General features: G+C 72.6%; 13 protein-coding genes. 5 read left to right on the plus strand and 8 right to left on the minus strand.

The window, feature by feature from the left end; all coding sequences use genetic code 11:
- Positions 1-31: 31 nt before the first annotated feature.
- The 3 genes from OHA34_RS35990 to OHA34_RS36000 all read right to left on the minus strand — a co-directional run bounded on the left by OHA34_RS35990 (position 32) and on the right by OHA34_RS36000 (position 2,304).
- Complete coding sequence (locus tag OHA34_RS35990; protein WP_285936840.1) at positions 32-850, minus strand: ABC transporter permease subunit; 819 nt, start codon at positions 848-850, stop codon at positions 32-34.
- On the minus strand, positions 847-1,818 hold the full coding sequence (locus OHA34_RS35995) for an ABC transporter ATP-binding protein (protein ID WP_329520115.1): 972 nt from the start codon (positions 1,816-1,818) through the stop codon (positions 847-849). The genes OHA34_RS35990 and OHA34_RS35995 overlap by 4 nt, the downstream gene beginning before the upstream one ends.
- A gap of 111 nt (positions 1,819-1,929) precedes the next feature.
- Positions 1,930-2,304: an FKBP-type peptidyl-prolyl cis-trans isomerase gene (locus tag OHA34_RS36000; protein ID WP_329520116.1), complete on the minus strand. Its 375-nt coding sequence runs from the start codon at positions 2,302-2,304 to the stop codon at positions 1,930-1,932.
- Between the two features lie 138 nt (positions 2,305-2,442).
- Between OHA34_RS36000 and OHA34_RS36005 the strand changes: the two genes are divergently transcribed.
- Genes OHA34_RS36005 through OHA34_RS36015 form a run of 3 tightly spaced genes read left to right on the plus strand, consistent with a single transcriptional unit; the run spans position 2,443 to position 6,958 of the window.
- The gene (locus OHA34_RS36005; protein ID WP_329520117.1) at positions 2,443-4,485 is read left to right on the plus strand and encodes a hydantoinase/oxoprolinase family protein; all 2,043 of its coding nucleotides are present in this window, start codon (positions 2,443-2,445) and stop codon (positions 4,483-4,485) included.
- Positions 4,482-6,281, plus strand: a complete 1,800-nt coding sequence (locus tag OHA34_RS36010) for a hydantoinase B/oxoprolinase family protein (protein WP_329520118.1) — start codon at positions 4,482-4,484, stop codon at positions 6,279-6,281. Before OHA34_RS36005 ends, OHA34_RS36010 begins: the two co-directional genes overlap by 4 nt.
- 11 nt (positions 6,282-6,292) lie before the next feature.
- On the plus strand, positions 6,293-6,958 hold the full coding sequence (locus tag OHA34_RS36015; RefSeq protein ID WP_285936835.1) for a class I SAM-dependent methyltransferase: 666 nt from the start codon (positions 6,293-6,295) through the stop codon (positions 6,956-6,958).
- A gap of 180 nt (positions 6,959-7,138) precedes the next feature.
- Here OHA34_RS36015 and OHA34_RS36020 read toward each other — a convergent pair whose 3' ends face one another.
- The 3 genes from OHA34_RS36020 to OHA34_RS36030 all read right to left on the minus strand — a co-directional run bounded on the left by OHA34_RS36020 (position 7,139) and on the right by OHA34_RS36030 (position 9,337).
- Complete coding sequence (locus OHA34_RS36020) at positions 7,139-8,143, minus strand: cysteine hydrolase family protein (RefSeq protein WP_329520119.1); 1,005 nt, start codon at positions 8,141-8,143, stop codon at positions 7,139-7,141.
- A 184-nt stretch (positions 8,144-8,327) separates the two neighbouring features.
- On the minus strand, positions 8,328-8,525 hold the full coding sequence (locus OHA34_RS36025; protein WP_329520120.1) for a DUF397 domain-containing protein: 198 nt from the start codon (positions 8,523-8,525) through the stop codon (positions 8,328-8,330).
- Positions 8,522-9,337 (minus strand): Scr1 family TA system antitoxin-like transcriptional regulator, encoded by an 816-nt coding sequence (locus OHA34_RS36030; protein ID WP_329520121.1) that lies wholly within the window; start codon positions 9,335-9,337, stop codon positions 8,522-8,524. The genes OHA34_RS36025 and OHA34_RS36030 overlap by 4 nt, the downstream gene beginning before the upstream one ends.
- Before the next feature lie 96 nt (positions 9,338-9,433).
- On the opposite strand from OHA34_RS36030, the gene OHA34_RS36035 reads away from it, so the two are divergent.
- Complete coding sequence (locus OHA34_RS36035) at positions 9,434-9,868, plus strand: ATP-binding protein (RefSeq protein WP_285936830.1); 435 nt, start codon at positions 9,434-9,436, stop codon at positions 9,866-9,868.
- A gap of 132 nt (positions 9,869-10,000) precedes the next feature.
- Here the strand turns inward: OHA34_RS36035 and OHA34_RS36040 are convergent, their stop codons facing one another.
- Both OHA34_RS36040 and OHA34_RS36045 read right to left on the minus strand, forming a co-directional pair.
- The gene (locus tag OHA34_RS36040) at positions 10,001-10,360 is read right to left on the minus strand and encodes a nuclear transport factor 2 family protein (protein ID WP_285936829.1); all 360 of its coding nucleotides are present in this window, start codon (positions 10,358-10,360) and stop codon (positions 10,001-10,003) included.
- A gap of 52 nt (positions 10,361-10,412) precedes the next feature.
- Positions 10,413-10,979: a uridine kinase family protein gene (locus tag OHA34_RS36045; protein WP_285938549.1), complete on the minus strand. Its 567-nt coding sequence runs from the start codon at positions 10,977-10,979 to the stop codon at positions 10,413-10,415.
- A 52-nt stretch (positions 10,980-11,031) separates the two neighbouring features.
- Here OHA34_RS36045 and OHA34_RS36050 point away from each other — a divergent pair, with 52 nt between their 5' ends.
- Positions 11,032-12,429: an acyl-CoA synthetase gene (locus OHA34_RS36050; protein WP_329520123.1), complete on the plus strand. Its 1,398-nt coding sequence runs from the start codon at positions 11,032-11,034 to the stop codon at positions 12,427-12,429.
- Positions 12,430-12,488: the final 59 nt, after the last annotated feature.

A 12,488-nucleotide genomic window follows, 5' to 3' on the forward strand; every position in this document is an offset into this window, starting at 1 on the left:
CACGGCCGGCGCGGGCTCGGGCAGCTCGGGCTCAGGCGTCCAGGCGCTCGAAGAGGACGAGCGCGACCACCAGCACGATCGCCGTGTACAGCGCGAACAGCCCGAGCCCCGTCCAGGGGCTGAGCGAGTTGCCCGGCGTGCCCGGCGACAGGATCGCGGCGCCCGCGTTGGACGGCAGGTACTTGTTGACCGTCTCGCCCCACCGCCCGGGGAGGAAGTTGCCGACGATGCCGAGGATGAACAGGATCACGAACACCGCGACCACCGAGCCCGCGGTGTGCCGCAGCAGCGTGCCGACCCCGAGCGCCATGACCGCGATCAGCGCCAGGTAGATCCCGCCGCCGATCACCGAGCGCAGCACGCCCTTGTCGCCGAGCGAGCCGTTCAGGTCCTGCGCCATCAGGACGGCCTGGCTGACGAAGAACGAGGCGAACGAGACCACCATCCCGGCGACGAGCACCACGCCGCCGAGCACCAGCGCCTTGGCGGCCAGGTAGTGGCCGCGGCGCGGCATCGCGGTCAGCGAGGTGCGGATCATCCCGGTGCCGTACTCGGTGGTGATCACCAGCACGCCGAGCACGCCGAAGACCACCTCGCCGAAGTAGAACGCGATCTGCATCGGGGTGGTCGGCTCGAGGGTGGCCCGGTCCGCCGGCGAGAGCTGGTCGTAGGAGGTGGTGAACGCCAGCGCCCACAGCGCCGAGAACCCGATCACGATGATCGCGCCGGCCAGCAGCGTCCAGAACGTGGACTTGACCGTGAGGATCTTCGTCCACTCGGACAGGAGCACGTTGCCGAAGGACGCCTTCCGCACCGGCGCGGCGGGTGCGGGCGCCGCGGCGGCGGTCATCCCCGGCCCCCGCCGCCGGGCGGCGCGGCGTCCGGCGGGGTCCCCGGCGGCGTCTCGGGCTCGGGCAGCCCGGCGTGGTACTCGACGGTGTCCTCGGTGAGCTGCATGAACGCCTCCTCCAGGGACGGCTGGACGATGCCCAGCTCGTGCAGCCGGATCGCGTGGTCGGCGGCGATGTCCCCGACCTGCGCGGAACCGGCCCCGTACACCCGCAGGCTCAGGTCGGGGTCGCTCTCCACCCGCCAGCCCCGCGCCGCCAGCAGCGGCTCCAGCTCGCCGAGCTGCGGCGACCTGACCCGGACGTGGCTGGTGGCGTTGGCGTCGATGAAGTCCCGCATCCCGGTGTCGGCGAGGATCCGGCCCCGGCCGATGACCACGAGGTGGTCGGCGGTGACCGCCATCTCCGACATCAGGTGGCTCGACACGAACACGGTGCGGCCCTCGGACGCGAGCCGCCGCATCAGCGTGCGGATCCACAGGATGCCCTCGGGGTCCAGCCCGTTCACCGGCTCGTCGAACATCAGGATGCCGGGATCGCCGAGCAGTGCGCCGGCGATGCCGAGCCGCTGGCCCATGCCGAGCGAGAACCCCCGCGAGGGCTTCTTGGCGACGGTCTGGAGGCCGACCAGCGCGATGACCTCGTCCACCCGGCGGCGCGGGATGCCGTTGCTCTGCGCCAGGCACAGCAGGTGGTTGTAGGCGCTGCGGCCCCCGTGCACGGCCTTGGCGTCCAGCAGCGCGCCGACCTCGTGCAGCGGCGCGGCGAACTCGCGGTAGTGCCGGCCGTTCACGGTGACGTCGCCCGCGGTGGGCCGGTCCAGCCCGAGGATCATCCGCATCGTGGTGGACTTGCCCGCGCCGTTCGGCCCGAGGAACCCGGTGACGCGGCCGGGCACGACGGTGAAGTCGGCATGGTCGACCGCCGTCTTCGGCCCGTACTGCTTGGTCAGCCCGCGCGCCCGGATCATGCACGGCTGATACCGAACGGTCTCCACCCGGAAACGGCTAAGGCGGGCATCGGGGGAGAATTTCACCCCCCGATTGCCCGCCGTTGAGGCCGCCGGCCGAGCCGGTGAGCGTCAGCTCACCGAGACCAGGTCGACCACGAAGATCAGCGTCTCGCCGGGCTTGATCGCCGGGCTCGGGCTGCGGTCGCCGTAGGCCAGGTGCGGCGGGATGACCAGCTTGCGCCGGCCGCCGACCTTCATCCCCGGGATGCCCATGTCCCAGCCCTTGATCATGCGGCCCGCGCCGAGCTCGAAGTCGAGCGTGCTGCCGCGGTTCCAGGAGGCGTCGAATTCCTCGCCACTGGAGAAGGCCACCCCGACGTAGTGCATCGCCACCGTGGAGCCCTTGGTGGCCTCCGGGCCGTCGCCCTCGGTGATGTCGGTGATGTCGAGGTAGTCGGGCGGCTGACCCTCGGGAAAGTCGATCTCGGGCCGTTCTAGCGCCATGTGCGGGCTCCAGCAGGTCGTCGGTGGGTCGGATGAACGCCGTTCAGCCTAACGGCAAAGTGGTCTGCCCAAAGAGGCCCCGCCCGATTGGCAGGTTGCGACGTTTCCGCCGGGCGCCGCGGCCGGTAGACCCTTGGCATGGCACGTCGGCTGCGGATCGGGATCGACACGGGCGGGACGTTCACCGACGTCGTCGCCCTGGACGAGGACACCGGGGAGATCATCACCACCAAGACCCCCTCGACGCCCGCGGACCCGGCGCGCGGATTCGCGTCGGCCACCGCCAAGGTGCTCGGCCTCGCAGGCGCGGGTCCGGCGGACGTCGCGGCGCTGTCGCACGGCACCACCGTGGCCACCAACCGGCTGCTGGAGGACCGGATCGAGGACCTCGGGTTCATCACCACCGAGGGCTTCGGCGCGATCCTGGAGATCGCCCGGCAGAGCGTCCCGGACGGGTACGGCAACAGCTACTTCTGGGTGAAGCCGCCGCGGATCGTCCCGGTGCACCGGGTCCGGACGGTCGGCGGGCGCCTCGACCACACCGGCGCCGAGCTGCGCCCCTTCGACGAGGCGGGCGCGGCCGAGGCGGCCCGCTGGTTCCGCGACCAGGGGATCCGCGCGATCGGCGTGTGCTTCCTGCACTCCTACGCGGCGCCCGCGCACGAGCTGGCGATGCGCGAGGTGCTGCGCCGCGAGCACCCCGAGGCGGTGGTGTCGCTGTCGTGCGAGGTGCTGCGCGAGTACCGCGAGTACGAACGCTCGGTGACCACCCTCGTGGACGCCGCCGTCAAACCCGCGGTGAACGGCTACTTGGCCCGGATCGGGGCGGCGGCCCCGGCGCCCCTGCTGGTCATGAAGAGCAACGGCGGCGTCCTGTCGGCCGAGGAGGTCGCGCGCCAGCCGATCACCACCGTCCTGTCCGGCCCGGCCGCGGGCGCGCTCGGCGCGGCGTTCGTGGTGGCGCGCAGCGGGCACGGGTCGGTGGTCACCCTGGACGGCGGTGGGACCTCCACCGACGTCGCGGTCGTGCTGGACGGCGAGCCGACCCTCACCACCGAGGGGTCGATCGGCCGGCACCCGGTCAAGATCCCCATGATCGACATCGTCACGGTCGGCGCCGGCGGCGGCTCGGTCGCGTGGATCTCGCCGGAGGGCGCGCTGAAGGTCGGCCCGCGCAGCGCCGGCGCCGACCCGGGCCCGCTCTGCTACGGGCGCGGCGGGACGGAGGCGACCGTCACCGACGCGCACGTCGTGCTCGGCCGGATCCCGCCGCACCTGCTCGGCGGCGAGGTGCCGCTGGACGTGCCGGCGGCCCGCGCGGGCATCGGCGACCTCGCCGCCCGGCTCGGCCTCACCCCCGAGCGCGCCGCCGCCGGGATCCTGGAGATCTCCGCCTGGAACCAGGCCAACGCGATCCGGCAGATCACCGTCAAACGCGGCCTGGACGTGCGCGACTACCCCCTGGTCGCGTTCGGCGGGTCCGGGCCGCTGCTGGCCTGCCGCCTGCTGGACGTGCTCGGCCTGCCCGCCGCCGTCGTCCCGGAGAACCCCGGCAACGTGTCGGCGTTCGGGCTGCTCACCGTCGACGTCAAGAACGACCACGTGCGCACCCGCGTCGTCCGCGACGCCGAGCTCGACCCGTCCGACCTGGGCGGGGTCTACGCGGACCTGGAACGCGAGGCCGGCGACGCCCTGGCCCGCGAGGGCTTCCCGGACGGGCACCGCCGCTTCGCCCGCTCGGCCGACCTGCGCTACTACGGCCAGGCGTTCGAGGTGCGGGTCCCGGCGCCGGACGGGCCGGTCGGCGAGGCGTTCCGCGCGGAGGTCGTCCGGCGCTTCCACGACGCCCACACCGCCCTGTACGGCTACGGCCACCGCGACGACGCCGGCCGGCACCCCGTCGAATGGGTCAACCTGCGGGTCTCCGGGATCGGCCCCATCACCCGCCCCCGCCTGCGCGAACGCCCGGCCGGGTCCGGGGCGGCGGCGCCGGCCGGCCTCCGCGAGGTCTACTTCGACGCGTGGACGGAGGCGGCGGTGTACCGGCGCGAGAAGCTCCCGCCCGGCGCGGAGGTCGAGGGCCCCGCCGTCATCGAGGAGTTCGGCTCGACCCTCCCGCTGCACCCCGGCTTCCGCGCCCGCGTGGACGGCCTCGGCAACCTGGTGGTGGTCCGGCGATGACGGCCCCCGACCCCGTCCTGCTGGAGATCGTCGAGGGCACCCTCGGGTCGGTCGAGCGCGAGGTGGAGACCGCCATCGCCCGCACCGCGCGGTCCCCGATGATCCGGGACGCGCACGACTTCCGCGCCGGGATCCACGACCGCCGCCTGCGCAAGCTCACCGGCCGCTCCTACTCCGCGCTGGTGCAGCCGATCGCCCGCGACTTCCCGCTCGGCACGATGCGTCCCGGCGACGTGTACTTCCACAACGACGTGTACCTGTCCGAGGGCGGCATCGGGCACCTCCCGGACCTGTGCGTCACCGTCCCGGTCTTCCAGGACGGCGAGGTGGTCGCGTTCGTCCAGGCGTTCGGCCACCACGACGACATCGGCGGCGCGGTGCCCGGCTCGATGCCCGGCCACGCGCGCAGCGCCTTCGAGGAGGGCCTGATGGTCCCCCCGATCAAGCTGTATGACCGGGGCGTGCCGAACGAGGCGGCGCTGCGCATCATGACCCGCAACTCGCGGATGCCCGACTCGCTCGCCGGCGACCTGGACGCCGAGTGCTCGGCCTGCCTGATGGGCGCGCGGCGGCTCGGCGAGCTGTTCGCCCGGTACGGCCGCGCGGACGTCGAGGCGTGCTTCGACGCGATCATCGACCGGACCACCGCGACGTTCCGCCGCGAGCTGCTCGCCAAGATCCCCGACGGCGTGTTCGCCTGGGAGGACTACGCCGAGCACGACGGCGTCGACCCGCCCCGGCTGCACGCCCAGCGGATCACCCTCACCGTCGACAAGGCCGCGGACGTGCCGCTGGTCATCGACTTCACCGGGACGTCCCCGCAGGCCAAGGGCCCGATCAACCACGCCGGCGACTACGCCGACGGGGTCTTCCTCAAGAAGTGGCTGGCGCCCGTCCTGCGCAACCTCGCCGACACCCCCGAGCGCGCCGCCGAGCTGGACGTCAACGAGGGCGTGGTGCCGCTCATCGAGATGCGGTTCCCCGGCAAGGGCACCCTGCTCACGCCCGTGTTCCCGGCGCCGACCAATGCCCGCACGTTCGTCATCCTGCGGCTGCTCGGCGTGCTGGCGGGCGTCCTGGCCAAGGCCACCGGCGGCCGGATGCCCGCCGACCAGGAGACGATCCGCTACACCGGCGTGTACGGGGAGGACGACCGCGGCCCGTACCTGATGCGCGAGGTGCTCGGCGGCGGCTCCGGGGGCCGCTACTACGCCGACGGCGAGGACACCATCCACGTCGTCCCCGACTCCCGCAACATCCCGGCCGAGTTCGCCGAGGCGCGCTGGCCGTTCGTCGTGGAGGGCCTCGGCCTCGCCGTCGACTCGGGCGGGCCGGGGGAGCACCGCGGCGGCCTCGGCTACGACAAGCGGCTGCGGATGCTCCGCGACGCCAGCTACATGTCGATCGCCGACCGCGCGATCCTGGCGTGCTGGGGCGTCAACGGGGGCCGGGCCGGGCGCCCCTTCCGCGTCGACATCGACGGCGAGGAGATGGAGGGCCTGGTCGACGACCACCCCGTCCGCGCCGGGCAGGTGATCCGGATCCGCACCACCGGGGGCGGCGGCTGGGGCGACCCGCTGGACCGCGACCCGGCCCGCGTCGCCGCCGACGTCCGCGACGGCAAGGTCTCGGTCCGGGGCGCCCGCGACGACTACGGTGTGGTCGTCGGCGACCCCGCCGCGACGGCGGACCTCCGCGCCCGCCTGCGCGCCGAACGCGGCCCGGCCCCGTTCTTCGACCGCGGCCCCGGCTACCCCACCCTGTCCGGCGGCCGGACCTCGGCCGACCTCGACTGAACGGAGACGCCATGCGAGCGAGCGGCACCGGCCCCGGCGACATCGCCCCCGACGGCTCGGCGGTGGAGTTCTACGCCGCGCTGCCCCCGGACACCGCCAGCGCCGCGCTCGTCCACGCCGCGATCCCGGACGGCGCGTCCATCCTGGAGCTGGGCGCCGGCACCGGCCGCGTCACCCACCCCCTCCTGGACCTCGGCCACCCGGTCGTCGCGGTCGACGACTCCGCGGCCATGCTCGCCCGCATCGAGGGCGCCCGGACGGTCCGCTCCCGCATCGAGGACCTCGCGCTGCCCGAGACCTTCGACGCGGTCCTGCTGATGTCGTTCCTGATCGGCTACGGCGACCGCCGCGTCCTCCTGGACGCCTGCCGCAGGCACCTCGCCCCGTCCGGCCACGTCATCGTCCAGCGCGAGAGCCCCGAGATGTTCGCGACCGCCGCGCCGTCCACCTGGGAGCGCGACGGCGTCCGCTACCGGATGCACGACGTCAGCCGCCCCGAGCCCGGCATCCTGTCGGCCGCCATCGAGTACCGCATGGGCGACCGCACCTGGACGCACCGTTTCACCTCACGGCACCTGGGCGACGAGGAGCTGCCCGCCGTCCTGGCCGCGTCCGGCCTGCGCCTGGACCGCTACCTGGACGAGGCCCGCGGCTGGATCCTCGCCTCCCCGCTCTGACCGTCCATCCGTCAGGCCGGCTTGAGCACGTCCCGGCACCACTGGCGGAATCCGGTCGGGCCCGGGGGACCCGCGGGGCGCGCTGCTCACCGAATGGCTCGACCGCATCGCCAGAGGTCGACGCCCCGTCCGCGTACCTGTACCTGGACGGGGCCCGCGGCCGGACCCTCGCCGCCTTGATCAAGCATGCTCTGCCATGTCGCTCCGGTACTCGTCCAGCAGCCGGAAGAACTCGTCGACCGGCGTGGAACCGTCCGGCGTCCGGCGCTCGATCTCCGCGGCCCAGCCGATGGCGCCGGACATGCCGTGCCGCTCTAGGAGCCATCGGGCGAAGCCCTCACCGGGCCAGAAGGGGAAGGGCTCGTCGATGGCGTGCACACCGAGCGCGACGCGGTAGCCGATGAGGATGGACTCCAGTTGCCGGAGTGAGCCGCCGGTCAGCCACATGTTCGGTCGCAGGCGGACCTGATCCAGGAAGTCGTGCACGTCCACGTACTCCTGCCAGCGCTCGACGGCGCTCGGCGGGCCCTGGGGGTCGCTGATCATCGGCGGTAATGCCCCATCGTCGGCTGTCGGTCCGGGCTGGTCCTGCTGGAGGAGCGAGCGTAGTTCGGCGGTGTCGATGATGTGGGCCAGCCTCGGGAAGACGCCGGTCATCAGGGTCTGGTGGACGTGCGGGTCCGAGTCGGCCACGCCATCGGACAGGATGTAGAGCCGGTAGTCGCGGTCGGCGGCGTCGGTGACGGTGGACAGGACGACGCCGCTGGTGCTGATGCCGGCGAGGACCAGCGTGGTGATCCCGCGCTCCCGCAGTTGCCGGTCGAGGTCCGTCGTGGACAGCGCGCCGAAACGGGTCTTGCGGACGGTGATGTCGCCGGGCTCGGGAGCGAGTTGGCCGTGAAAGTCCGTGGCAGGGTCCGCGTGGTGCATGAGGCGCTGCCGGCCGATGAAGGAGAACGTGGTGTTGGCCGGCGGGATCGCCGCCCAGTCGGCTTCGGTGAACCCGACCCGGACGTGGGCGATGGTGCCGCCGTACTTCCGCATGTCGGCCACGGCACCGGCCACCCGCGACAGTAGCTCCTGCGGCTCGGGCTGCCCGGGGAGCGAGGCCAGGATTCCCGGCTGGTAGTCCATGACGAGCAGTGCCGTCGTCCGTGGATGCAGCGGCGGGGGCGTGGCGGTCATGTCTCTCCTTGGGGAACGAGCGTGTTCTGGCGCACGAGACGACTCGCCGGGCGGGGCCACCGGGCGCTGCGCTGCGGCGGGGGGTGTCGTGATCGCCTTGGCGACGCTCATGGAACCGGAACCGGTCAGGCGGTGTCCAACAACCGACACGCCGACGGCGGACAACCACGAGTTGTGGAGGCGCTCAGCCGTCCAGCTCGCCGCGCTTGACGCGGGCCACAAGGTGGGCGAAGTGCTCGAGGGCGAGAGCGAGGTGCCCGGCGCCCGGCGCCTTGCTGTCCCGGACACCGATCATCTGGGGGAGGGCGGCGACCTCGACGCAGTCGGTGTTCTGATTCACGCCGCTGCGGCTCGACTTCCGCCATCGGGGGGTTGTGCTCACTTCATAGCCTCCATCACCCGCTCGATCAAACTCCGTGAAGAGCGTTCGGACAGTGCCTGCGCGCCGATGCGGTCGTACCATCTCGCGAACGTCTGTATCTCCGAAGCTCCCTGCACCAGTCTTCCACCGCCGTTGGCTTCCGTGTACACCACGTCCTTGCCGTTGACCGTGAGGAGTTTGAAGGCGCCGGCGAGTCCCTGGTGAGCGCCCTCTTCATCGGGGACGACACGGATCGTTACGTTCGGGAGTCCTCCCATTTCCAGGAGATGGCCGAGTTGGACGCGCATCATCATCGGGCCGCCGACCGGAAGTGTCAGGACGCTCTGGGCAAGGAGAACCCACAGTTCAGGAGGCGTGGGTTTCGTGAGGATCTTCTGCCGATTCATTCGCTTGGCGACCTGATCCCCGATATCGGGCGTGCGTCCCGCCGTGAGCAGTGCGTGCGCGTAGTCCGGTGTCTGGAGGAGACCGGGGATCACGGCAAGCTCGAAGATTCTGATCAAGGATGCCCTGGCTTCGAGGCCGACATGCTCGGTGTACCAGTCGGGATCATGAGCGGATCGGCTGTACCGGACCAGGCGAGCGAAGTGATGGTTGAGGCCGAAGAAGGCGTCGGCCCGTCCGGCCTGGTGATCATTCAGGTTGAATCCGTCACGGGCATGCTCGATGTTCGACACAGTGTGCCGGGTGCAACCAATGATCCGTCCCATCTGTGACAGGGATAGATCGGCCTTTTCGCGGTAGAAGCGCAGGTCAGCGGCTATCCAGTGGCGGAACGAAGTGTCGGGGTCCAGCGATTCTATGAGGCTCATTTTGCCCCTTGGGTGTATCTGATGTGTCAACGATACGCGACAGGCTAACTGCGGAGCGTGACTCTTGTCTGGGAAACGGCAGACAGGAGGGTCGGGATGGGCATTGACGCATTGACATCCGGCGAATTGGACATGACCTGCACGGCCGCGCTCACGGTGGCGGGGCAGGTGCGATGCCTGGTCGAGTTCCGGCTGGTCGAATGGGGTCTGGCGCGGCTTGTGGACGACGTCCGACTGATCGCCGGGGAGCTGGTCGCGAATGCGGTGCGGGCCGCGCCCGGACGGGAGGTCCGGGTCAGGTTCGCGCGGGAACAGGGGGCCGTGCTGCTGGGCGTCTGGGATTCCGCCGGGGAGATGCCGCGGACGCGGCCGGTGGTGGAGCTGACCCTGGAGGCGCTGGACCTCGATCCCGGCAACTTCGACAACAACGGCGGCTGGGGGTTGCCGGTGGTCGAGGCCCTCGCGTCCGAGTGCGGTGTGCTGCGCACCGAGCCGTATGGCAAGTGGGTCTGGGCGCGCCTGCGTGCCTAGGAGCTGTCCTCAAGTGCCTCAGCCGTCGCGCGAGCGCGTTACCTGGCCGGTGGGGCGAAGCCGGAGGCGAGCCCCACCGGCCAGATCGCGAAGCGATGTCGCGCTCGCCCAAGCACGGTCGGCGTCCGAGCCCTAGGCGAGGACGCCGGGCCGGGCTTGAGAAACACGGCCGCCGAAGAAGACCTGGACCTCGGTGATCTGGCCGTTCCGGACGGTGATCACTTCGGTGTTGCGGTACCGCTCGCCGGTCTTCAGCTCGTACTCGTAGAGGACGAACACGTCGTCGCCCCCGGTGGGGACGACCTCCAGCAGCTTCTGGGACGTCAGGCGCCCGGTGGTGGGGAAGCAGCGTTCGTAGAACGCCGCCCGGTCGATGCGGTCGTCCTGCGGGCTGGTGAAGCGGAAGTCGGGGGCGGTCAGCCGTTCCGAGGCGGCGCGGTCCTGGGCGAGGTAGCTCTCGAAGTGCGCGCGGACGACGTCGGTGTTCGACATGCTCGGCTCCTTGTGGTGGGTTCGGGGTGGTGACTCGCGGCGTCCGCCGAACTCATCGGCAGGTGAAGGCCGGGCCGGTGAGGCGGGTGCCGTCGACGGCGAGGTCGATGCGGGTCCGGGTGCGGTCGGCGCGGAAGTGGTCTTCCTCGCGGACGGTCCAGCCGTCCCACGCGGCGCCGTACTCGGGGCCGTCGCGGTCCAGGGCGCGGGCGCGGCGCAGGGCGCGCGGGGCGTCGATCCAGATCCGGTACGCGGCGGGCGAACCGGACCAGGCGGCGCCGACGCCCTCGACGATGAGGACGGGCTCGGGCGGGACCTTCTCGGGGACGCCGTAGCGGTCGCGGTGCCAGTCGTAGCGGCTCAGCAGGCCGGGCTCGCCGGCGGCGAGGGGCGTCAGGACGGTCTCGGCGAGCGGGCGCCACCAGGTGAGCGGGTCGGCGTCCCACGGCACCCGGAAGTCGTCCGAGCGGACGAGGGGCGCGCCGCCGAGCGCCCCGGCGAGGCGTCCGGCGAAGGTCGACTTGCCCGCGCCGCTCGGGCCGTCGATCGCCACCACGCGCGCGGGCCCGCAGGAGGGCGGGAGGGCGAGGAGGCGTTCGGCGAGCTCGGCATAGGTCATGGTCGGCACGGACGGCATACTTCCAGGAGTCGACGAGTTGGAGGCGGAACCGATGGCTGACCTGTTCGGCGGTGCGGGTGGCGATGCGGCGGTGCGGGTCGCCGGGCGGTCCCTGACGCGGGAGGCGCTGTTCGGCCGGGCGGCGTCGGTCGCGGCGGAGGTGAAGGGCGCGGATGCCGTCGCGGTGCACGCGACAGCGTCGCTGGAGACCGTCGCGGCGGTGGTCGGCGGGCTGCTGGCCGGGGTCCCGGTGGTGCCGATCCCGCCCGACTCGGGACCGGACGAGCGCGCGCACATCCTCGGTGACTCCGGGGCCCGGCTGATCCTGGGCGCCAGGGGCGACGAGCGGGAGGGCGAGCCCGCGTTCGTCCCGGTGGACGAGCTGCCGCGCGGGGGGACCCCGCCTTCGGGCGAGCCCGGTCCGGCCGGGCTGATCCTCTACACCAGCGGGACGACCGGGCCGCCGAAGGGCGTGCTGATCTCGCGGGCGGCGATCGCGGCGGGGCTGGACGCGCTGGCCGAGGCGTGGGCGTGGACGCCGGGCGACGTCGTGGTGCACGGGCTGCCGCTGTTCCACGTCCACGGGCTGATCCTCGGGGTGCTCGGGCCGCTGCGGGTGGGCTCGCCGCTGGTGCACACCGGACGGCCCGGGCCCGAGGCGTACGCCGCCGCGCGCGACGAGGGCGGGTCGCTGTTCTTCGGCGTCCCGACCGTGTGGTCCCGGATGTGCGACGACCCCGGCTCGGCGCGGGCGATGCGGGGCGCGCGGCTGCTGGTCTCGGGCAGCGCGCCGCTGCCGGTGCCGGTGTTCGACCGCCTGGAGGGCCTCACCGGGCACCGTCCCGTCGAGCGGTACGGGATGACCGAGACCCTCATCACCCTCAGCGCCCGCGCGGACGGCGACCGCCGCCCCGGGCACGTCGGGACGCCGCTGGCGGGGGTGGAGACCCGGCTCGCCGCCGAGGACGGGAGCCCGGTCCCGGCCGACGGGGAGACGCCCGGCGAGCTGCACGTCCGGGCGCCGATGCTGTTCGAGGGCTACCTGGGCCGCCCCGAGGCCACCGCGAAGTCCTTCACCGCGGACGGCTGGTTCCGCACCGGCGACATCGCGGTGATCGGGCCGGACGGCTGGCACCGCATCGTCGGCCGCGCGTCCACCGACCTGATCAAGAGCGGCGGGTACCGGATCGGGGCCGGGGAGGTCGAGAACGCGCTGCTCGCGCATCCGGGCGTCCGGGAGGCGGCGGTGATCGGCACCCCGCACGCCGATCTCGGCGAGCAGGTGACCGCGTACGTGGTGGCGGGCGGGGCGACCGAGGGGGAGCTGATCGACTTTGTCGCCGGGCGGCTGTCGGCGCACAAGCGGCCCCGGGTCGTCCACCTGGTGGACGGGCTGCCGCGCAACGCGATGGGCAAGGTCGTCAAGACCCGCCTGGCGGGCCTGGCCTGACCCGCGCCGGAACACGCCGCGCCGCCCTCCGGCCTGGGCCGTGAGGGCGGCGCGGTATC

The organism is Spirillospora sp. NBC_01491, from assembly GCF_036227065.1.
Lineage (GTDB): Bacteria > Actinomycetota > Actinomycetes > Streptosporangiales > Streptosporangiaceae > Spirillospora > Spirillospora xylanilytica.

Bases quoted from the DNA above. Each gene is read 5' to 3' on its own strand.
- OHA34_RS35990 (WP_285936840.1), bottom strand. From the start codon at position 850: ATGACCGCCGCCGCGGCGCCCGCACCCGCCGCGCCGGTGCGGAAGGCG.
- OHA34_RS35995 (WP_329520115.1), bottom strand. From the start codon at position 1,818: ATGATCCGGGCGCGCGGGCTGACCAAGCAGTACGGGCCGAAGACGGCG.
- OHA34_RS36000 (WP_329520116.1), bottom strand. From the start codon at position 2,304: ATGGCGCTAGAACGGCCCGAGATCGACTTTCCCGAGGGTCAGCCGCCC.
- OHA34_RS36005 (WP_329520117.1), top strand. From the start codon at position 2,443: ATGGCACGTCGGCTGCGGATCGGGATCGACACGGGCGGGACGTTCACC.
- OHA34_RS36010 (WP_329520118.1), top strand. From the start codon at position 4,482: ATGACGGCCCCCGACCCCGTCCTGCTGGAGATCGTCGAGGGCACCCTC.
- OHA34_RS36015 (WP_285936835.1), top strand. From the start codon at position 6,293: ATGCGAGCGAGCGGCACCGGCCCCGGCGACATCGCCCCCGACGGCTCG.
- OHA34_RS36020 (WP_329520119.1), bottom strand. From the start codon at position 8,143: ATGACCGCCACGCCCCCGCCGCTGCATCCACGGACGACGGCACTGCTC.
- OHA34_RS36030 (WP_329520121.1), bottom strand. From the start codon at position 9,337: ATGAGCCTCATAGAATCGCTGGACCCCGACACTTCGTTCCGCCACTGG.
- OHA34_RS36035 (WP_285936830.1), top strand. From the start codon at position 9,434: ATGGGCATTGACGCATTGACATCCGGCGAATTGGACATGACCTGCACG.
- OHA34_RS36040 (WP_285936829.1), bottom strand. From the start codon at position 10,360: ATGTCGAACACCGACGTCGTCCGCGCGCACTTCGAGAGCTACCTCGCC.
- OHA34_RS36045 (WP_285938549.1), bottom strand. From the start codon at position 10,979: ATGACCTATGCCGAGCTCGCCGAACGCCTCCTCGCCCTCCCGCCCTCC.
- OHA34_RS36050 (WP_329520123.1), top strand. From the start codon at position 11,032: ATGGCTGACCTGTTCGGCGGTGCGGGTGGCGATGCGGCGGTGCGGGTC.